The organism is Rickettsia endosymbiont of Ixodes scapularis, from assembly GCF_000160735.1.
In the GTDB taxonomy this organism is placed as follows: domain Bacteria; phylum Pseudomonadota; class Alphaproteobacteria; order Rickettsiales; family Rickettsiaceae; genus Rickettsia; species Rickettsia tamurae.
This window is the reverse complement of record NZ_CM000770.1, coordinates 1,661,483-1,681,398: the sequence shown is the minus strand read 5'-3', so window position 1 is coordinate 1,681,398 and position 19,916 is coordinate 1,661,483. Positions and strand designations below refer to the sequence as shown.

Genomic DNA, 19,916 nt, shown 5'->3' with positions numbered 1-19,916 from the left:
TCCAGTTAAAAATACTAAAATTTATTAGTATTTTTAAGTTATTTTTATGGATACCGTGGTCAAGCCACGGTATGACACCGAGCATACTTTATGATCCACGCAGGCAATGCTCTACCATGATTATCGTATCCTTTTAAAAAACTCTTTCATTAATAACCCCGAATCTTCGGCAAGAATTCCGCTATATATTTCCGGTCTATGAAAACAAGCACTACTGTTAAAATATCGTAAATTACTTTCGACTGCTCCGTGCTTGGAATCAAAAGCCCCGTAAAATAAACGTTTTAACCTGCTATGAGCTATAGCTGCCGCACACATAGCACAAGATTCTAAAGTAACGTAAATATCATAATCATTTAAATTTTTAGAATATATAAGATTACATGCTTCATTAATAGCAATAATTTCAGCATGACAAAGAGCGTTATTTTTTTCTTCCGTATTGTTATGGGTACTAGCAATAATTTTCTGATTTAACCTATCTACAATCACCGCTCCGACCGGAACTTCATTTTTATCAAAAGCAATCCGTGCTTGTTTTAAAGCTTGCTCCATGAAAAAATTATTAAAATTAGCTTCTTTATCTAACAATATATTCACGGTAATTTACGTGTTCTTCGATTCCAAAAGGATCTTGGTGGATAATTATTTCAGCCTCCGAAAATTCCTGCAATATTTCAAAAGCAATCTCATCGCTAATTTTATGAGCATTATAAAGCGACATATTGCCGTCTATTTCCAAATGGCACTGGATAAAAGCTTTTTGACCGGCATATCTAGTTTTCATTTCGTGCATACCTTTTACGCCTAAATGATTATTAACTATCGAGATAATTTTTTGTCTATCTTGTTCGGGTAATTCATGATCTACTAAATTTTTAAATGCCTTTTTAAATAAAGAATAAGAAGAGTGAAATATATATAACGAAATAACTACACCAAATAATGGGTCAACAAACCAAAAATAATCACTTAAATTTATAGAGATAATTACTATAACATTAGTTAGTAAGTCTGTGAAATAATGAAGCTTATCGGCTTTTACTATTTCCGATCCTGTTTTTTTAATTACATAAGTTTGATAAAGTACTAAAATAATTGTTAAGAATATACATACATACATTACAGTAGTACCGTCGCTAATATTCTCCGGTTTTGTTTTTTCAAATAACGATTTAACCGAAGAAAAGCCTACAAAAAAAGCTGAAGCAAAGAAAAATATCGATTGAGAAAAAATTGTTAAATCCTGCATTTTTTCATGCCCGAATCGATGATGATGATCCGGCGGTTGCAGGGCAAATCTTAAAGCTATTAAATTAATAAAGGAGGAAGTTATATCAAGCATCGAATCAATTAAAGAAGCAAGGATTGATTGCGAATCGGTAACAACCCAAGCATATAATTTTATACTTAAAATAATTAATGCCGTAGTAACCGATAAATAAGATGCCGATTTTATTAACCGATTACGGCTATTAGTATCCATGACAAATCTTTCCAATTTATTTTTTATAGTTTAACAAAGAAAATATAAAATTCAATTATAATTAGGTTCCGTGAACAAAATTAAAAATAATATTTTAAAATACAAATAATTTAAATTTTGTTTACAGAATCTGGTTTTAACTTTACAAAATTCTAAAAACCATATACTTAATTAAATTATATATTAATTTAGAGAGAATTATATGAAACTATTATCTAAAATTATGATTATAGCTCTTGCAGCTTCTATATTACAAGCCTGTAACGGTCCGGGCGGTATGAATAAACAAGGTACAGGAACACTTCTTGGCGGTGCCGGCGGCGCATTACTTGGCTCTCAATTCGGTAAAGGTAAAGGACAGCTTGTCGGAGTAGGTGTAGGTGCATTACTTGGAGCAGTTCTTGGTGGACAAATCGGTGCAGGTATGGATGAGCAGGATAGAATACTTGCAGAACTCACCTCACAAAGAGCTTTAGAAGCAGCTCCTAGCGGTAGTAGTACAGAATGGCGTAATCCGGATAACGGCAATTACGGTTACGTAACACCTAATAAAACTTATAGAAATAGTACAGGTCAATATTGCCGTGAGTACACTCAAACAGTTGTAATAGGCGGAAAACAACAAAAAGCATACGGTAATGCATGCCGCCAACCTGACGGACAATGGCAAGTTGTGAATTGATAGACCAAACGTCATTGCGAGTAGGCATTGCCTGCGTGGATCAATTCCTGTGCATACCACGACTTGATCGCGGTATCTCAGGACTCAGCCTGTGACACAAGATCCCGTGGTCAAGCCACGGGGATGACATCCCTTAAACTAAGAGAGCAATCATGACTTTCATAATAACAAGTACGGCGTTTAAACATAATGACCGCATTCCTGATAAATTTACTTGTAAAGGACAAAATGTTTCACCGCATCTAGAATGGAATAATGCTCCTGCAGATACTAAATCTTTTGCACTTATCATGGATGATCCGGATGCACCGGTAGAAATAGCACCACCGCACGGTATATGGGATCATTGGATAATCTATAATATTCCTGCTTCTGTTACTAAGCTTTCAGAAGGACAAATAGATAGCAATATTAAAATTTTAAATAATAGCTGGAAAGAAAAAAAATACGGCGGTCCTTGTCCACCTGCCGGGAAACCTCATCGTTACTTTTTTAAACTATACGCTCTAAATGATTATCTTGAGCTTGATGAGAATGCTAGTAAACAAGATTTAGTGTTGGCTTTGCAAAAACATTTACTTGCCGAAGCAGAACTAATCGGCATTTATTCTATATAATGCAGCCACGGGATGACAGGAGTAAACCGATACATGCAAAAACCTATAATCGAGTTTCGTAACGTATCTAAAAAATTCGGTAATAAATTGCCTATAAATAATGTTAGTTTCACTGTCAAAAAAAATAATATAACTACTTTAATTGGACCTAACGGTGCAGGTAAAACTACCATAGTACGATTAATGCTTGGCCTTGAAAAACCTACAAACGGCGAGATTATAATTGATCCCAAATTAAAAATCGGATATGTACCGCAGAAGTTCGGATTAACCCCTGATCTACCTATTACAGTAAAAAAATTTTTAGATTTGTTATCACCTAGTAATTTTAATAACAATATTAAAGAGATTAAATCATTTATTGATTTGGAACATATAAAAGATCAAGAAATTTCTAAGCTCTCAGGAGGGCAGTTTCAAAAGGTAGTTCTTGCATGTTCAATAGTTAATAATCCTGACTTAATTATTTTAGATGAGCCGTTACAGTCTTTAGACGTAACAAGCCAACAAGAATTTTATCAGCTTATTAATTTGATTCGTAAAAAGCTAAATATTACAGTTTTTATGATTTCTCATGATTTATTTACCGTAATAAAAAACTCCGATCAAGTGATATGCTTAAACGGTCATATATGTTGTAGCGGAATACCAAACGAAATAACTCCTAACTCTGAATTCTCAAATGCACTTTCTTCTCTAGGCTTCTATACCCACCACCACGATCATAAGCATTAGGTAACTGTTCACGGGTGTTGCGTGACCTATTATTCCTCTCTGTCATCCCGTGATTTATTCACTGGATTTAGTAAACATATAAAAATTTAATTTTATATGTTTACTAAATCCAGTGGTCAAACCGGCTTTGTTGCATGCATGGGTTTTTTCGTCATTGCGAGGAAAAACTGTAAGTTTTGACGAAGCAATTCAGTAAAAATTTTTTATTATTTTTCTGGATTGCCACGCAGCATACGGCTGCTTGCAATGACGATTCAATATCTATGAAACAAGGCTGATCAAGCCACAGGATGACAGAGAGGAATAATAGGTCACGCAACACCCGTGAACGCTAACGGCATTATACTTATTCCAAATATTGCTTTAAATATCTACCGGTATGGCTTTCCTCACAAGCAGCGATATCGGCAGGAGTGCCGCATACAACTATCTTACCGCCTTTGTCACCGCCTTCAGGACCGACATCAATAATATAATCTGCCGTTTTTATAACATCTAAATTATGCTCGATAACTAAAACGGTATTGCCCATATCAACAAGTTTATGTAATACTTTTAACAATTTATTAATATCGTCTATATGTAGTCCTGTAGTCGGTTCATCAAGTATATAAAGCGTTTTACCGGTTGAGCGTCTTGATAATTCTTTAGCAAGCTTAACACGTTGTGCCTCGCCTCCTGAAAGAGTAGTAGCAGACTGACCGATTTTGATATAACCTAGCCCCACCTCATTTAAGGTAATTAGTTTTTCATAGATTAACGGTATTTTTTCAAAAAATTGCATTGCATCTTCTACCGTCATCATCAAAATATCAGCAATAGACTTGCCTTTATATTTTATTTCAAGCGTTTCTCTATTATATCTGTGACCATTACAAATATCACATTTCACATATACATCAGGTAGGAAATGCATCTCAATTTTAATCAGCCCGTCACCTTGGCATGCTTCACATCTACCGCCTTTAACGTTAAACGAAAATCTGCCTACTTTATACCCTCTAGCTTTTGATTCAGGTAATTCCACAAACCAATCCCTAATATGGGTAAAGGCACCTGTATAAGTCGCAGGGTTTGAACGAGGAGTTCTACCTATCGGAGATTGATTAATATCGATAATTTTATCAATATATTCAAGTCCTTTTAATTCTCTATATTTGCCGGGAAATACTTTGCTAGTTGGCTCTAAATGCTTTAGAGCCGCTTTATATAGAGTATGAATCATCAAGCTTGATTTACCGCTTCCCGATACTCCCGTTATAGTAGTAAAAGTACCAAGCGGAATTTTGATATCAACATTATCTAAATTGTTGGAAACCACCCCAAGTAATTCAATTACCCTATTATCATGCCCTACTCTTGTTTCAGACGGCACTTTGATTGTTTGACGACCGCTTAGATACCTACCTGTAATACTTTCTTCAAAATTCTTTATTTCTTCAGCATTTCCTTCCGCAATAACACGACCGCCGTGAATACCGGCTCCCGGTCCTATATCAATAATATGGTCTGCTTCATACATTGTTTCTTCGTCATGCTCGACTACCAAAACGGTATTACCCAGATCTCTAAGCCTTTTTAGTGTCTCAATTAATCTTGTATTATCTCGTTGATGAAGACCGATAGACGGCTCATCAAGTACATATAAAACACCGCTAAGCCCTGAACCTATTTGAGATGCAAGACGAATACGCTGACTTTCCCCTCCCGATAAAGTACCTGCTTCTCGTGATAACGTTAGATAATCAAGCCCAACATTCATAAGAAATTTTAATCTCTCGGTAATTTCTTTGAGTATACGTTCGGCAATAAATAATTGCTTTTTATTTAATTTTTCTTCTAAGTGACTAAACCATTTTTGCAAGGCTGCAATACTCATACCTGCTACTTCGCCTATATGAAGATTCGCTATTTTAACGCATAATGCTTCGTCTTTTAATCTAAACCCTGAGCAGGCAGTACATTTATGTTCTGACTTAAATTTAGCTAGTTCTTCTTTAATTAAAACCGATTCTATAGTACGGTCCTTTTCTTGCAAACTTGGTATTATACCGGCAAAAGGTTGTTTTATTATTTGCGTTTTAGAACCGTCGTGAAATTCAAACTTTATTGCCTCTTCTCCTGAACCTTCAAATAAAATATCCTTAACATTTTGTGATAAACTTACAAAAGGTACTTCAATAGAAAATTTATAATGATCGGAAAGAGCCTTTAATGTCTCTAGGATAAATTTAGAAGATGTACTACCCCAAGGCACTATTGCACCGTCTTTAATAGAAATTCTTTGATCCGGAACTATTAAATCTCTATCAAAGAAAAACTCTTTACCTATTCCTTCACATTTAGGACATGCTCCAAAAGGGCTATTAAAAGAAAAGATTCGAGGCTCTATTTCAGTAAGCTGAAAACCCGATACCGGACAAGAATATTTTTCGGAAAAAGTAATATGCTGATTTTTTTCAAACTCGGTCTTAACTGCCGGCGGCAATTCTACAATTTCCAAATAAGTAATACCCTCGGCAAGATTTAACGAACTCTCTAAGCTATCTGCAAGCCTATTACCTAAACTTTCGTCTAGAACTATTCTATCAACGATGACTTCTATATTATGCTTCTTATTTTTATCAAGTTTCGGTAAATCATCAATTTCGCAAACCTCACCGTTAACTATTAATTTCTGAAAGCCTTGCTTTTTCAGATTCATAATTTCACGTTTGAACTCACCCTTATGTCCTCTAACAATAGGAGCGAGTAAATATACTTTCGTACCTTTAGGTAGTTCATTAATTATATCTACCATCTCGGAAATTGTTTGGCTACGTATCGGAAGACCGGTTGCCGGAGAGTAAGGAATACCCACCCTTGCATATAATAACCTAAGATAATCGTAAATTTCCGTTATAGTTCCAACCGTAGAACGAGGATTTTTAGAAGTAGTTTTTTGGTCAATTGCAATAGCAGGCGATAATCCGGAAATAGATTCCACATTCGGTTTATTTTGTAAATGTAAGAATTGCCTTGCATATGAAGATAAGCTTTCAACATATCGCCTTTGACCTTCTGCATAAATAGTATCAAAAGCTAAAGAAGACTTACCTGAACCGCTAAGACCGGTGATAACAACAAATTTATTCCTTGGAATATCAACATTTATATTTTTTAGATTATGCTCTTTAGCACCGCGTACCTTAATATATTCTTGGTTCATAATCACTTCACTACAAAATTTTTGAGATATTTTTTAAAAAACCTGTAGTATTATAGGCTCTTTTATTTTATTATTGCAATAATAATATTTTAAAATAGGTAGTAATCTATGGCAGGTAGTTTAAATAAAGTAATATTAATAGGTAATGTAGGGCGTGATCCGGAAATTAGAACTACGGGCGAAGGGAAAAAAATCATTAATCTTTCCTTAGCAACAACCGAAACTTGGAAAGATCGCATTACCAGCGAACGAAAAGAACGAACTGAATGGCATAGAGTAGTGATATTTAGTGAAGGGTTAGTATCTGTTGTAGAACGCTATGTCACAAAAGGTAGTAAATTATATATTGAAGGTTCATTGCAAACCCGTAAGTGGAATGATAATTCAGGTCAAGAAAAATATACCACGGAAGTTGTGTTACAAAACTTTAATTCACAATTAATATTATTAGATAGTAAAAACTCTAATAATCATACTCAAGATTCAGAGCATGAATATAAACATCCTGAAACTAAAAATCATTCCTTTGATCATAGCGACTTAGACGACGAAATACCGTTTTAATTATTTTCTGTCATCATTGCGAGCAGGTATCGCCTGCCCTGCGTGGTTCGATAAAATCCACTGTGTCATCCCGTGGTCAAGCCACGGGATGACAGAGGTGCAATTGATCCACGCAACAATGCCCACTCGCAATGACGATTTGATGTCCACACAGGAATGTCATTAAAGCCATGTAAATAACTCCTACCAAATATAACCTTAAATATTATGAAAAAACTTCTTTGTATAATATTCCTTACATCAATATTTCTTTCAGGGTGTTCTACTACCCATGATGTAGCTAGTAGGGTAAAGCATTCGCAAGATATAGCAACTCAAAATAACTTTCAGATGCAGCTAGTAAACGGAGGTGATTTTACTCTTACGACTTATCAGCGTATTACCGACCGTAACCTACCTTTTGTATTCTATATTGAGGGAGATGGACATCTTGCGGATAGATCTGCTAATTCCAACAACCCTACTCCCGTTAATCCGATGCTCTTAAAGCTTGCTACAATGGATAAAAGACCGAATATTGTTTATATAGCAAGACCTTGCCAATATACTCCTTTAGAAATGAACTCAAAATGCATTAGCGATTATTGGTTAGATAAAAGAATGGGGCAGGAAGTCGTAGATTCAATTAACAATGTCATAAATATTATCAATGACGGACAAAAATTTAGCTTAGTCGGCTTCTCCGGTGGCGGCGGGCTTACAATATTAATTGCCGCTCAAAATAGTAATGTTAAAGATATTATAACGATTGCCGGTAATTTAGATACTGAAAAATTTGATAAATATCATAATTATCGTGGTTACTTAGTTAAATCGTTAAACCCGATAAATTATGCAAAGCAGGTTAATAATATCCCTCAATTACATCTCTCCGGCATGGAGGACAAAAGAGTCCCGCCTTTCATAGCAGAACTTTACGTAAAAACAAGTAACTCACTATGTGTAAAAAAACAAACTTTTCCTAATATTTCTCATGCAAAAGGTTGGGATAAAGTTTGGTCTAATATATTATACATTCCTCTAATTTGTAATTAGGCATTGGGAAATATTATTAATCTATTTAAATTATATAAGACAAAATCCTTTATTGACTTTTATACAAAACAGTATAATTTTTTTACAATTTAATTTTTTATACAAAAATTATGCTAGGCTACGAAAAAGAACAAAGAAGTTTGACAAAAGAACAGAAACAAGCTGTAGGGTTGTTATCTGTAGGAACCTTATTGGAATATTTTGATCTTATGCTTTATGTCCATATGTCCGTACTTCTTAATGAGCTTTTTTCCAAAAGCTGATGCTTATGCTACTTCGCTTTACTCTATAGCAGCTTTATGTGCTACTTTTATCTTTAGACCACTCTGGGCTCTCGTTTTTGGATATTTAGGCGATACATATGGGCGAAAAACTACAGTAGTTATAACAACTATGATGATGGCTACTTCGTGCATAGTAATGGCATTACTTCCTACTTACAATGAAATTGGTATAACAGCTTCTATTATAATAATATTATGTAGAATTGTTCAAGGTATAGCATAGGCAATTAAGATAGTGATATTAATAAAAGGATATGGTAAAGTAATTAGAAAATAGTTATGCCAAGTCCATATTCATATGATTTAAGAAAGGGAGTGATTCAATATATTGAGTCAGGGAAAAGAATAATAGAAGCAAGTCAAGTATTTAATATCAGCCGTAAAGTAATATATGATTGGAAGAAATTAAAGAAAGAAACAGGAGATGTTCAATTAAAAACTGGCTATCAAAAAGGGCATAGTCATAAAATAACAGATATGGAAGGATTTAAAAAATTTTTGGAATCTAATAAAGATAAAAGCAGTCGAGAGCTAGCCATCTTGTATCCTAGTAAAGTGTCAGCAAGAACTATAATAAACATGATTAGAAAAGTTGGTTACAGCTATAAAAAAACTTTTCTTCATCCCAAAAGAAATCATAAATTAAGAAATGAGTTTATAGAAAAGATAACCACTATAGACAAAGATAAACTAGTGTTTTTGGATGAATCAGGAATAGAAGATAATACGTGTCGAGAACATGGCTGGAGCCCAAAAGGAGAAAGATGTTATGGTGAAAAAGTTTATCAGCACAAACACAGAATTAGTATGATTGCTGGCCTATTTAATAGCAATATTGTAGCACCTCTAATATTTGAAGGCAATTGTAATAAAGCTATTTTTGAGACGTATGTCAAGGATATACTCATTAAAGAATTAAGGGCAGGACAAGTCGTAGTAATGGATAATATTAATTTTCATAAAAACTCTAAGGTAAAAGAATTAATTGAATCGGTAGGGGCAAGTATTTTATTCCTTCCTACTTACAGTCCTGATCTTAATGTCCCCCTTCGGGGATAAGAAATCCCTCGCCTTCAGGCGAAGGGAAGATATAATGAAATTGCTTTAGCAATGAATTTATATCAAGAAACATGAGAAGTTATAGAAAGAATAGTCATAGTCAGTATGATTTAAAAGTACATCTTATATGGATACCAAAATATAGGAAGAGAGTATTGATAGGCAAAGTAGCGGAAAGGGCTAGAGATTTACTAAGGCAGATTTGTATGGAACATGAAGTATATATAATTTCAGGGAAAATATCATGTGATCACGTGCATATGTTTATCTCATATAAATCACAAATATCTCTTAGCAAGTTAGTACAGTATTTAAAAGGTAGTAGCTCAAGAATTTTATTGCAAGAATTTGCTCATTTAAGAAAACAATTTTGGGGCAATCATTTGTGGGCTAGGGGCTATATGGCGGTCAGTTCAGGTAATATAACTGATGAAATGATACAGCACTATATTGATGAACAGGAAGGTGAACCTGTGAATGATGATCGATTTCTAATCGATTCCACTTTATAACCCCTCAGCTTATAGCTGAGGGTTCTTTAGTTACGGTTTTTACTGTAGGAACTTTCGCAGCTCTAGGAGTTGCTACTATTGTTACTTCTTATGGCTTTAATTGACGTTATACATTTGGTATCGGTGCAATTATTGCTGTTGTAGGAACATTAGCAAGAACCGCATTACGAGAAACTCCTGACTTTGCTAATGCAAAGCTTAAATTACTTAAAACTTTTGAAAACGCTAATAGGGGTCTGTCAGATTTTTTGTGTAAGTACGATTTCTCCATTTGCCCAATTTTGTAAATTAGTATCACAAAGTATAGCAAATTGATTTAAAGCCATGGCCCAATTCTTAATAGGCATTGTCCATTTTTTAGAAGCATTTGTCAATGCTAAAAAGATTATTTTCTGAATCGATTTATCATCTGGAAATACCCCCTTATTTTTTATAATTTTACGAATTTGACGGTTAGTTGATTCAATAGCATTAGTAGTGTAAATCGCCTTTCTAATGTCTTCCGGAAAGCTAAAGAACGGAGCTATTCCAGACCAATTTCTCTGCCATATATCAAAAATAACTGGATATTTTTCATCCCATTTTTTAGCAAAATTTTGTAATTCTCTTAATCCCTCTGCTTCATTTATTGCAGAATAAACTGCCTTTAAATCAGCTGTTACCAATTTTAAATCTTTATATGATACGTATTTTACAGAGTTTCTTACCATATGAACAATACACAGTTGTACTGTGGTTTTTGGGAAAATGCTATTTATTGCTTCTGGAAAACCTTTAAGACCATCAACACACGCAAGAAACTGGACTGATTTTTCAAGACAAATTTTTCACTAATTTTGTTTCCCATTTTACATAATTTTTAAGCTGCATTTTGTAAGTAATCAAGATACACGTTCATCGGTTTTTTATAACCAATACTTGAATGGAATCTTTGATTGTTATATTTATCCATGTATTTATCAATACCATCTTTAAGTTCTGCGATATTTTTAAAATCGTTTATAAATATACAATTATATTTTAAAGTTCTAAAAAATCTTTCAATCACAATATTATCAATGCTTCTACCCTTACCGTTAATTGAGATTTGTATATTATTCTCTTTTAGAATTCCCGTATGCTCATGTCCAGTATATTGACTACCCTGATCACTATTGAATATTTGTGGTGCAGAGTATTTATTCAGTGCATCTTTTAATACATCGGTTACAAGTGATACATCCATAGAATTAGATAATTTATAACTTAGTATTGCCTTACTATGCCAATCTATAATCGCCACAAGATACATAAATCCTCCGTTAGTTCTAATCCTCCGTTAGTTCTAATATAAGTAATGTCACCACTCCACACTTGATTCACATAAGGTACATGAATAGTTCTAGTCGTTCCTGATTTATGCCAGTACGGCTCAAGCAAATAGCTATAAATTTTATGTTGACCATCCTTCACAGAAGTAGATTGCTTTTTATGAGGATGAATAGCTTCTATACCCATTATTCCCATATATTTAAGCACCCTATCTCTGCCCACATTAAAACCGTCTTCCAATAATTGTTTGTATATATAACGATAACCATACTCAGGGTTATCCGTATATATTTCATCTATTCTATTTAAAATATCAAGATTATATAAGCTCATTACTTTAGCTTTATAATATACTCCATATCTGCTTATCTTTAATAGTTCACATTACCTTGTCTTTGCTAACGTACTCAGCTTGGGGTCGACAAGACTTTTCTTATTTGATAAGTCCAAGCTGTTTAGCTTTCCCACCGCCCAGTCCCTCTCGACTGTAGCCTTACCTAAGGCTTTTGCAAGTTCATCATTTTGATTCTTAAGTTCACTAATCTGCCCTTTGTACTCACTAACAGCTTTTACTGGCTCAAATACCAATGACGCATTATTTAAAAATTGTCGTTTCCAGTTTTGCATAGTTTTAGCCGTTACTTCATATTTTGCCGATAACTGACCTATTGTTGATTCTTCTTTTAACATCTCTAATACTATTTTAGTTTTTGCTTCTGCACTAAAATTTGTAATTTGTTTTTTACCCATTTGTTTCTCTTTAATTTTATTTATTATTCTATACTTATTGAGAAACAAAAATACCTGCTTTTTTGTCTAATTTTTTCAGTACATTATATTTTAAGTACATTTTATAACAAAAACAATATTACTAATATCCTCGTAACCCAGTTACTATCAGCTATTCAGTTCCTCTATTAATACGAAACTCGCGTATTATAGCTTTATATTTAGCATTTATCGCAATATTAGTAGCTACTTTATCATTTATCCCATCAACCAACTTTTAAAAACCATCTATTTTATGCAATAAGTCACATACATTTTTAAAACCTTTATTTGTAACTATACTTAAAGCTGTTTTACCATTATTAGTAACCTGATTAATAGCCTCATTAGAATTTTAGGTATAAGCAATTCGCAAACCCTTTCATAACCATTAGCAACAGCCCAAGTCAAAGCCGTATAGCCGTTATTATTAACATGATTAATAGCTGTAATGGACATTCTATTAATAAGTAATTCACAAACTTTTTCTAAGCCATCACGGGCGGTTTCTAATATCTCTCTATTATTAATAGCTGTGTAATAAGCAGCTCATAAACTACTTCTAAGCCCTTTTCTAAAGCAGAAACTAAAGAACCCTCAGCTATAAGCTGAGGGGTTATAAAGTGGAATCGATTAGAAATCGATCATCATTCACAGGTTCACCTTCCTGTTCATCAATATAGTGCTGTATCATTTCATCAGTTATATTACCTGAACTGACCGCCATATAGCCCCTAGCCCACAAATGATTGCCCCAAAATTGTTTTCTTAAATGAGCAAATTCTTGCAATAAAATTCTTGAGCTACTACCTTTTAAATACTGTACTAACTTGCTAAGAGATATTTGTGATTTATATGAGATAAACATATGCACGTGATCACATGATATTTTYCCTGAAATTATATATACTTCATGTTCCATACAAATCTGCCTTAGTAAATCTCTAGCCCTTTCCGCTACTTTGCCTATCAATACTCTCTTCCTATATTTTGGTATCCATATAAGATGTACTTTTAAATCATACTGACTATGACTATTCTTTCTATAACTTCTCATGTTTCTTGATATAAATTCATTGCTAAAGCAATTTCATTATATCTTCCCTTCGCCTGAAGGCGAGGGATTTCTTATCCCCGAAGGGGGACATTAATATAGTATTACCTTTATCATCAAAATTATTTAATTCATCCTGATTTATATGTTTTATTAGGTTTTGTGTGTCTACTTGATTTTTTTCTTTTATATCTATTACTAATTTTTTCCATTTAGTTCTTACTACATGACAATTTTTAGAGATGTAAGGACTAAAGGATTGAATTTTGCTGATAATTCATGATGATAACGGGAAAAGAACTTGGTTTACATATGAAAGATCATTCCGCCCCTCTAGTCGAATTATTACAAAAACATATTTTGTTTAATTTATCAAGAGCAAAATGTTTAGGATTATTTATCATTTCAATGCTTAACAGCAGGACAGTAAACATGTCATTGTTATGCAATAGAATGCCGTCTGGGATTAAAGCAGCTTCATGGTATAGAAGGATGCAAAGATTTATCTCTGAAATCTCAATATCATGGAGAGTATTACCTGTTATGTTAGTCATGATGACTGGGTTTGAGCAGGAGCAAAAATGGGTATTGTGTTTAGATAGAACGAATTGGAAATTTGGTAAACGACATATAAATATTTTATATTTAGCTGTCAGTTTTCATGGTATAGCGATCCCCCTTTTTGGAATTTTCTAAGTGATAAAAAGTGTGGTAACTCTGATTATATTGAGCGTATTGATCTGATGGAGTGTTTTTTAGAAGTTTTTGACAAAAACCGCATTGAAGCATTAACCGCTGATAGAGAATTTATAGGTAAGGAATGGCTCTCTTGGCTTAGAACAAATCAAATAAGATACGTTTTTCGAGTTAGAGAAAATGGACAATATATCAGTAATGCAAGGGGAAAAATGGTTAAAATACAAGAGTTATTTCGCCCTCTAGCCATAGGATCGCATGTGAGTTTGTCACAACGTAGAATTGGTACAAAAGGTGAAATATTTAATGTAGTAGGGATCAGAAATAAGAAGAGTGAACTTGCAGTCTTAATACATAGTGATGAGATCAAAAATCCTGCTGAGATATATGCTCAAAGATGGCAAATTGAAACAATGTTCAAAGCTTTTAAATCAGCAGGATTCAACTGTGAAGCAACTCATATTACTAATGATTTACGATTAGATACATTGATGCAAATATTGTCTATTGCATTTTGCCTAGCTTATCAAACTGGAGAGATTATAGTTTTAGATAAACCAATAGTTATTAAAAAACATGGTTATAGGCAAAATAGTATATTTCGTGTTGGATTAGATACATTGGTTAATATCTTGTATAATATTTCTACTCAATTAGTACGTTGGATACAGCTGTTGTCCTTGATATTCCAATATCCAAAGATGATAAAATGAAAAATTGTCATGTAGTAAGAATTTAGTTAAATTATCGTCTACAATATTAATATTTTTTGCAGAAAGTACTTGTTTTTGTTGTTCTTTATATTCCTTTTCTGCATTTGTTTTATTTTTTTCATATAAATTGTCTGCCCTATATGAGTATCCATCAAGTCCTTTCTTGATTTTTATTGCTGCTTTATATTTTTCTATAGCTTCATCATACTTTTCTTGACTGCATAAATTATTACCCTCTGCATTTAAGCTTTCTGCTTTTTTCTCGGCTATAGTTTTATTTCTTTGCAGATATCCGTTAATTGTCTTTAATGTTGTATCGCCTATGTTGTTATAAGAAAGAGAAAGAGTTGTGCCACCCTTTCTTAAACTATCGGCTTCCCATTTCAAACCTCGTTTTTCTAGAAATTCTATTAGTTCTTTCATATCTTTATCCTTATTAAATTCTATAAATCTTAATATTTTACGTGAGTTTCGTATTAATAGAGGAACTGAATAGCTGATAGTAACTGGGTTATGAGGATATTAGTAATATTATTTTTGTTATAAAATGTACTTAAAACTGCATAAATTTTTAGTAAATTGTCTTTTTTGACTATAACTATTAAATTGTAAAACTTGTCACACCTCTTACAAACCTTGAAAGGATAAGGATTATAGCATATTCATTAACCATAATTTAGGCATCTTAATACGAAACTCGCGTTAATTATAATATTGATGTTGTTAAACTTCATCTACAAGATGCTTGTAATTTGAAAAGTTTTTTAGAAACCGGTAAAAAAGAGCTAACAGAAGAGCAAAAAGAAAAATTAGAGCAAAAGTTAGATAAACTAAATGATATGATTATCCCTTCTCTTAGGGATAAAACGCTATTGAAATATAAAGAAATATACAATGATGATAACAATGAAGAATATCAAATATTAAAAGAGAAACTTAAAGTTTTGCCTGAGATAGTACAAACAGAGCTTAATGAGATGTTGGGGATAGATACATCTTATTGTGATGATATTTTGTGAATAAATATGGATACCAAATCGTCATGAGCTAAGCAACTAAAGACGTTGTTGCGTGGAGCAGTTTCACCTCTGTCACCCCGTGGCTTGACCACGGGATGACACAGTGGATTTTCCCGATCTATGCAACAATACCATTCGGGAATGACATAAGAGCCGTGTTAAAACGGCATTTTAAAGCCTGGTGGTAAGCTCATACCGTTTAAAGCTCCTGATAAAGAATTTTGAGAATCTTCATCACATTTTTGTTTAATATTGTTAAAAGCAACTTTAATTAAGTCCTCAAGCATTTCTTTTTCTTCTGCTTTTAATAAAGATTCATCAATTGAAATCTTTTCAACTTCGCCTTTACCGGTTGCAATAACCTCAACAAGTCCACCGCCGGCTTTACCGGTATATCTTGCATTTGCCATTTGCTCTTGAGCTTCTTGCATTTTCTTTTGCATTGATTGGGCTTGCTTTAAAAACTGATTAAAATTTACCATAATTCTATCCTATATATTTTTTAGCTTTTAAGTAAAATATCCGAAATTGTTATATTTGGGAAATGTTTTTTAATTAAACCAAAATCGTTACTTTCTTCAATCTTACCGATTAACTGATTCTTTAAGGTTTGCTTGTTCTGCTCTTTTATTATTACTATCTCAAACTTTTCACTAGTAAAAGCAGCTAACAAATCTTCTATTTGTTTTTTTATTTTGCTTGTAACTTCAAGACTTACGAACTCTAATCTATTATTACTGAGATTTTTAAGTTCCGTATGATTGAGCAGGAAATAATATATATCTATCTCATTATTTTTATATAGATATTCAAGAAAATCTACAATTTCAAAATTTTTTTTTATTTCCGGATTAATTGATTGATTTAAATTTTGATTATTACCGTCGAAATCTGCAAGTAAGGGTAGCGACATCGAATATATAGATTTTATAACTAACATTTCCGTTTCTGTTAGTTGGTTATAGGAAATTTTTATTTCCCCTACTCCCTTATTATATATTTGCCATAAGATTGATAAGTGCGGCAAGCTGGTTTTATCTAATATGCTTTTAGTTTTATCATTAAATGATTCATATATAGGCAAACTATAATTAGGTAACATTTTTACTTTATTAAGATAAGCAATAAAATCTGCTACCGATTCTATAAAAATCTCAAGATTAACCGAGAAACCATAAAGTTTATTTATTAAATTTATAGCTTTTTCCGTCTCTCTGTGGATAATACATTCGACAAATTCTATTATAACCGAACTATCGACAAGCCCAAGCATTTGATTAATTACTTGAGGACTAATTATATTGTCAGATTTCGCCGACATACTAGCTGCTTGATCTAAAATAGATACTGCATCACGTGCTGACCCTTCCGATTTGTAAGCTATAATTCTTAGTGCTTCTATATCGGTTTTTAAATTTTCTTTCTTAGTTATATATTCAAGTAGCTTAAAAATCTCTTCAAAACTCAACCGCCTTAAATCATAACGTTGACATCTTGAGATAATAGTTGCAGGTATCTTTTGTACTTCCGTCGTTGCAAAAATAAATATTATATGAGGTGGCGGTTCTTCCAAAGTCTTAAGAAGTGCATTAAATGCCCCTTTAGAGAGCATATGCACCTCATCAATGATGAAGATTTTATGTTTACCTTGTAGAGGTTTATACTCGGCGGATTCTATAATTCTACGTATGTCATCTACGCTAGTTTTACTTGCCGCATCAATTTCGATTATATCAGGGTGATTATGATTATTAAAGCTGATACAATTTGTACATTCTTCACATGTTTTAATAGTCGTATTTTCAGTAATTAAAGCAGAACAATTTACGGCTTTGGCAATAATTCGGGCGGAGGTAGTTTTACCGACTCCTCTAATACCTGTTAAAAGATAGCCTCCGGCGAGCCTATCGTTTAAAATAGTATAGCTTAAAACTTTGACTAATACCTCTTGGCCCTGAAGCTCGGCAAAGTTACTAGGACGATATTTCCTTGCAAAAGGAATATACTGATTAGATGAATTTATATCGGTCACGATTATTATAAGACTTTTTATGTCATACCTCGTCAGGCATCGTTGCGTGGATCAATTTCACCGTTGTCATCCCGCGACTTGATCGCGGGATCCAAAAAAATAACTTATAATAGTAGTAATTTTAGTATTTTTACTGGATACCGTGGTCAAGCCACGGTATGACAGTGAATCGAAGTAAATGCTAGTAATGACCCACCGAATCCCACTCCGGCTGCTTCCTTTCAGACCTGACCGACTAAACAGGTACAATGCCCACTACTAGCGTAATTAACATAACCTGTTTATTTTCAAGAAACAATATATTTTTTTTCTATTTCCGATTTTGTTAATCTTTCAGGCGGACCGAATATTTCAGGGTTTTTTAATTTAAACAAATCATCGGAAAATTTTTGTACTTTAGCTATTTTATCAAAAGTAATAGTGATTATATTCTTATCTTCAAATATTTTTAATGCTTCAATTTGTTTAGTAGCTTTATTAAAAGTAATTTCACTACGTTTTTCTGTTAGAGTATGATAGATAGTAATTTTAGAAATATTCCCTTCATTAACTACCGATTCAAAAACAAAATCCTTGTCAAAATGCTCATTATCTTCTAATAAAAAATTAAATGTATTTTTGCTTCTATTAATACGGCTTACTTGTTCCATATCATAATCATACATCGATACGAAATTTTTAGTACCTATTATGACTAAAGGGAAAGGTGGATAATAATTACATCTAAAATTATAAGGTTTGTGGATTAGTAATTTTCCTTTAACTATTTTACCGTACGAATCTTCTTGAGTAAAATCTATCACAACCGACTTTATAGTACGTAGATAGGTTTTTAGCTCCGAAATAGCTGTTTTATCACCTGCCCCAAATGCTAAGTTTGAATTCACAAAAAGATAAATAATGATTAGAAAAAATATTTTTTTCATTTTCATTGTTTTATATTTTAAATTATGTTTAAAATACCTTATGTATTCAGTTAATGCAAAATATAATTAGTATTTATGAAAATTGTTGCTTTAAAAGAAAAAGCCAAGCATGAGACACGAGCCGCTATAACGCCTGAAGTAGCAGGATTGCTAGTCAAAAAAGGCTATGCGGTTACGGTAGAAAAAGATATAGGGCTTCATGCCGGTTTTCTTGATGAAGAATATGTCGCTCTAGGTGCTAAAATATCTTCGGTACCACTCGAAATTATTTCTGATGCAGATATTATATTAAAGGTGCAACCTTCATCCGTTACGGATAAATATAGCGAGCTTGAATTTGCAAAAAAAGGAGCAATTATTGTGGGATTATTGTCGCCTTATTTAAATCATGAATATATAAAAGCGGCAGCTAAAAAAAATCTTACGACTTTTGCTATGGAGTTTGTGCCGAGAATTACTAAAGCTCAAAATATGGACGCTTTATCTTCTCAAAGTAATTTAGTTGGTTATAGAGCGGTAATTGAAGCAAGCTATCATTACACAAGGGCTTTTCCTATTATGATGACGGCAGCAGGAACGATTTCACCATGTAAAACTTTGGTACTTGGTATCGGTGTTGCCGGTCTTCAAGCTATTGCAACGGCAAAAAGGCTTGGTAGCATTGTTGCAGGATATGATGTAAGAGCTGCTACCAAAGAGCAGGTGGAAAGCTTAGGAGCTAAATTTGTATCACCGGAACTACAGGAAGATTTACAAGATAAATCAGGCTATGCTCACGAGAGTTCAGAAGATTACAAAGCTAAACAAGAAGAGTTTTTAGCAAAAATTATTAAAGGATATGATATAGTTATTACTACTGCACAAATTCCCAGAAAAAAAGCACCTCTGCTTGTTACGGAAAAAATGCTAGAATTTATGAAGCATGGCTCAGTGATTGTTGATATAGCAACCTCTACAGGAGGAAATGTGGAATGGTCAGAACCGGATAAGATCGTTACTAAGCATGGAGTTACCATAATAGGCTTCTCAAATCTTGCTACTAAAATTGCTACCGACAGCTCAAAATTATATGCTAAGAATTTGTATAATTTTCTAACCTATGCATTGCAAGACGGTAAGTTTAATATGGATGATGAGTTAGTACGTGATATGTTGATTACTAAAGACGGAAAAATTGTGAGTGAGAAAATTAATGTCATTCCCGCATAGTGTTGC

The 19,916-nt window shown here is 33.1% G+C and carries 20 protein-coding genes, 1 other RNA gene and 3 pseudogenes; 12 read left to right on the top strand and 12 right to left on the bottom strand.

Annotated features, from left to right (window positions below):
- Positions 1-120: 120 nt before the first annotated feature.
- The gene (locus REIS_RS08495; RefSeq protein ID WP_008581080.1) at positions 121-600 is read right to left on the bottom strand and encodes a nucleoside deaminase; all 480 of its coding nucleotides are present in this window, start codon (positions 598-600) and stop codon (positions 121-123) included.
- The gene (locus REIS_RS08490) at positions 581-1,486 is read right to left on the bottom strand and encodes a cation diffusion facilitator family transporter (RefSeq protein ID WP_008581078.1); all 906 of its coding nucleotides are present in this window, start codon (positions 1,484-1,486) and stop codon (positions 581-583) included. Before REIS_RS08490 ends, REIS_RS08495 begins: the two co-directional genes overlap by 20 nt.
- Before the next feature lie 202 nt (positions 1,487-1,688).
- Between REIS_RS08490 and REIS_RS08485 the strand changes: the two genes are divergently transcribed.
- From REIS_RS08485 to REIS_RS08475, 3 genes are all read left to right on the top strand, one after another.
- Positions 1,689-2,168, top strand: a complete 480-nt coding sequence (locus REIS_RS08485; protein ID WP_008581075.1) for an RT0821/Lpp0805 family surface protein — start codon at positions 1,689-1,691, stop codon at positions 2,166-2,168.
- 152 nt (positions 2,169-2,320) lie between these two features.
- Positions 2,321-2,785: a YbhB/YbcL family Raf kinase inhibitor-like protein gene (locus REIS_RS08480; RefSeq protein WP_008581074.1), complete on the top strand. Its 465-nt coding sequence runs from the start codon at positions 2,321-2,323 to the stop codon at positions 2,783-2,785.
- Between the two features lie 33 nt (positions 2,786-2,818).
- On the top strand, positions 2,819-3,520 hold the full coding sequence (locus REIS_RS08475) for a metal ABC transporter ATP-binding protein (RefSeq protein ID WP_008581072.1): 702 nt from the start codon (positions 2,819-2,821) through the stop codon (positions 3,518-3,520).
- Between the two features lie 346 nt (positions 3,521-3,866).
- Here the strand turns inward: REIS_RS08475 and uvrA are convergent, their stop codons facing one another.
- Complete coding sequence (uvrA, locus tag REIS_RS08470) at positions 3,867-6,728, bottom strand: excinuclease ABC subunit UvrA (RefSeq protein WP_008581070.1); 2,862 nt, start codon at positions 6,726-6,728, stop codon at positions 3,867-3,869.
- A 108-nt stretch (positions 6,729-6,836) separates the two neighbouring features.
- Here uvrA and REIS_RS08465 point away from each other — a divergent pair, with 108 nt between their 5' ends.
- The 5 genes and pseudogenes from REIS_RS08465 (at position 6,837) to tnpA (REIS_RS08445) (ending at position 10,182) form a co-directional block, all read left to right on the top strand.
- Positions 6,837-7,292, top strand: a complete 456-nt coding sequence (locus tag REIS_RS08465; protein ID WP_008581068.1) for a single-stranded DNA-binding protein — start codon at positions 6,837-6,839, stop codon at positions 7,290-7,292.
- Between the two features lie 207 nt (positions 7,293-7,499).
- Positions 7,500-8,327, top strand: a complete 828-nt coding sequence (locus tag REIS_RS08460) for an alpha/beta hydrolase family protein (RefSeq protein WP_008581066.1) — start codon at positions 7,500-7,502, stop codon at positions 8,325-8,327.
- A gap of 110 nt (positions 8,328-8,437) precedes the next feature.
- Positions 8,438-8,831, top strand: a pseudogene (locus tag REIS_RS08455) (MFS transporter); the annotation flags it as partial.
- Between the two features lie 59 nt (positions 8,832-8,890).
- Positions 8,891-9,670: an IS630 family transposase gene (locus tag REIS_RS13295; protein WP_008581064.1), complete on the top strand. Its 780-nt coding sequence runs from the start codon at positions 8,891-8,893 to the stop codon at positions 9,668-9,670.
- A 71-nt stretch (positions 9,671-9,741) separates the two neighbouring features.
- Positions 9,742-10,182 (top strand): IS200/IS605 family transposase, encoded by a 441-nt coding sequence (tnpA, locus tag REIS_RS08445; protein ID WP_008579210.1) that lies wholly within the window; start codon positions 9,742-9,744, stop codon positions 10,180-10,182.
- 239 nt (positions 10,183-10,421) lie between these two features.
- Here tnpA (REIS_RS08445) and REIS_RS08440 read toward each other — a convergent pair.
- From REIS_RS08440 to tnpA (REIS_RS08430), 4 genes and pseudogenes are all read right to left on the bottom strand, one after another.
- Positions 10,422-10,979, bottom strand: a pseudogene (locus tag REIS_RS08440) (transposase); the annotation flags it as partial.
- Positions 10,980-11,041: 62 nt separating this feature from the next.
- Positions 11,042-12,243, bottom strand: a pseudogene (locus REIS_RS08435) (IS3 family transposase).
- A 321-nt stretch (positions 12,244-12,564) separates the two neighbouring features.
- Positions 12,565-12,777 carry an ankyrin repeat domain-containing protein gene (locus REIS_RS17510; protein WP_371256177.1) on the bottom strand — a complete coding sequence of 71 codons (213 nt, stop codon included), beginning with the start codon at positions 12,775-12,777 and terminating at the stop codon, positions 12,565-12,567.
- Positions 12,778-12,877: 100 nt separating this feature from the next.
- Entirely contained in the window at positions 12,878-13,318 is a 441-nt protein-coding gene (gene tnpA / locus REIS_RS08430; protein ID WP_008579210.1) for an IS200/IS605 family transposase, read from the bottom strand.
- Positions 13,319-13,594: 276 nt separating this feature from the next.
- On the opposite strand from tnpA (REIS_RS08430), the gene REIS_RS08425 reads away from it, so the two are divergent.
- Positions 13,595-14,011, top strand: a complete 417-nt coding sequence (locus tag REIS_RS08425; RefSeq protein WP_008581056.1) for a hypothetical protein — start codon at positions 13,595-13,597, stop codon at positions 14,009-14,011.
- Entirely contained in the window at positions 13,957-14,724 is a 768-nt protein-coding gene (locus REIS_RS11395) for an IS4 family transposase (protein WP_338109812.1), read from the top strand. Before REIS_RS08425 ends, REIS_RS11395 begins: the two co-directional genes overlap by 55 nt.
- Here the strand turns inward: REIS_RS11395 and REIS_RS08420 are convergent.
- Entirely contained in the window at positions 14,665-15,147 is a 483-nt protein-coding gene (locus tag REIS_RS08420; protein ID WP_008581055.1) for a tetratricopeptide repeat-containing protein, read from the bottom strand. The two genes, REIS_RS11395 and REIS_RS08420, sit on opposite strands and share 60 nt — an antisense overlap.
- 329 nt (positions 15,148-15,476) lie before the next feature.
- Between REIS_RS08420 and REIS_RS14525 the strand changes: the two genes are divergently transcribed.
- Entirely contained in the window at positions 15,477-15,743 is a 267-nt protein-coding gene (locus REIS_RS14525; protein ID WP_008581053.1) for a hypothetical protein, read from the top strand.
- 158 nt (positions 15,744-15,901) lie between these two features.
- Here REIS_RS14525 and REIS_RS08410 read toward each other — a convergent pair whose 3' ends face one another.
- The 4 genes from REIS_RS08410 to REIS_RS08400 form a co-directional block, all read right to left on the bottom strand.
- Positions 15,902-16,225, bottom strand: coding sequence for a YbaB/EbfC family nucleoid-associated protein (locus REIS_RS08410; protein WP_008581051.1), 324 nt, complete (start codon positions 16,223-16,225; stop codon positions 15,902-15,904).
- Between the two features lie 20 nt (positions 16,226-16,245).
- Positions 16,246-17,775, bottom strand: a complete 1,530-nt coding sequence (gene dnaX, locus REIS_RS08405; protein ID WP_008581049.1) for a DNA polymerase III subunit gamma/tau — start codon at positions 17,773-17,775, stop codon at positions 16,246-16,248.
- 174 nt (positions 17,776-17,949) lie between these two features.
- An RNA gene (gene ffs / locus REIS_RS11485) (signal recognition particle sRNA small type) lies at positions 17,950-18,041 on the bottom strand.
- A 21-nt stretch (positions 18,042-18,062) separates the two neighbouring features.
- A complete protein-coding gene (locus REIS_RS08400) occupies positions 18,063-18,701 on the bottom strand; it encodes an outer-membrane lipoprotein carrier protein LolA (RefSeq protein WP_008581047.1) in 639 nt (212 codons plus the stop codon).
- A 75-nt stretch (positions 18,702-18,776) separates the two neighbouring features.
- Here REIS_RS08400 and REIS_RS08395 point away from each other — a divergent pair, with 75 nt between their 5' ends.
- Positions 18,777-19,910 carry an NAD(P) transhydrogenase subunit alpha gene (locus tag REIS_RS08395; protein WP_008581045.1) on the top strand — a complete coding sequence of 378 codons (1,134 nt, stop codon included), beginning with the start codon at positions 18,777-18,779 and terminating at the stop codon, positions 19,908-19,910.
- The last annotated feature ends 6 nt before the right edge of the window (positions 19,911-19,916 follow it).

What these genes read in the sequence shown, in the direction of transcription:
- REIS_RS08490 (WP_008581078.1), bottom strand. Translation starts at nt 1,486, where the DNA reads ATGGATACTAATAGCCGTAATCGGTTAATAAAATCGGCATCTTATTTA.
- REIS_RS08485 (WP_008581075.1), top strand. Translation starts at nt 1,689, where the DNA reads ATGAAACTATTATCTAAAATTATGATTATAGCTCTTGCAGCTTCTATA.
- REIS_RS08480 (WP_008581074.1), top strand. Translation starts at nt 2,321, where the DNA reads ATGACTTTCATAATAACAAGTACGGCGTTTAAACATAATGACCGCATT.
- REIS_RS08475 (WP_008581072.1), top strand. Translation starts at nt 2,819, where the DNA reads ATGCAAAAACCTATAATCGAGTTTCGTAACGTATCTAAAAAATTCGGT.
- uvrA (WP_008581070.1), bottom strand. Translation starts at nt 6,728, where the DNA reads ATGAACCAAGAATATATTAAGGTACGCGGTGCTAAAGAGCATAATCTA.
- REIS_RS08465 (WP_008581068.1), top strand. Translation starts at nt 6,837, where the DNA reads ATGGCAGGTAGTTTAAATAAAGTAATATTAATAGGTAATGTAGGGCGT.
- REIS_RS08460 (WP_008581066.1), top strand. Translation starts at nt 7,500, where the DNA reads ATGAAAAAACTTCTTTGTATAATATTCCTTACATCAATATTTCTTTCA.
- REIS_RS13295 (WP_008581064.1), top strand. Translation starts at nt 8,891, where the DNA reads ATGCCAAGTCCATATTCATATGATTTAAGAAAGGGAGTGATTCAATAT.
- tnpA (WP_008579210.1), top strand. Translation starts at nt 9,742, where the DNA reads ATGAGAAGTTATAGAAAGAATAGTCATAGTCAGTATGATTTAAAAGTA.
- REIS_RS08425 (WP_008581056.1), top strand. Translation starts at nt 13,595, where the DNA reads ATGATGATAACGGGAAAAGAACTTGGTTTACATATGAAAGATCATTCC.
- REIS_RS08420 (WP_008581055.1), bottom strand. Translation starts at nt 15,147, where the DNA reads ATGAAAGAACTAATAGAATTTCTAGAAAAACGAGGTTTGAAATGGGAA.
- REIS_RS08410 (WP_008581051.1), bottom strand. Translation starts at nt 16,225, where the DNA reads ATGGTAAATTTTAATCAGTTTTTAAAGCAAGCCCAATCAATGCAAAAG.
- REIS_RS08400 (WP_008581047.1), bottom strand. Translation starts at nt 18,701, where the DNA reads ATGAAAAAAATATTTTTTCTAATCATTATTTATCTTTTTGTGAATTCA.
- REIS_RS08395 (WP_008581045.1), top strand. Translation starts at nt 18,777, where the DNA reads ATGAAAATTGTTGCTTTAAAAGAAAAAGCCAAGCATGAGACACGAGCC.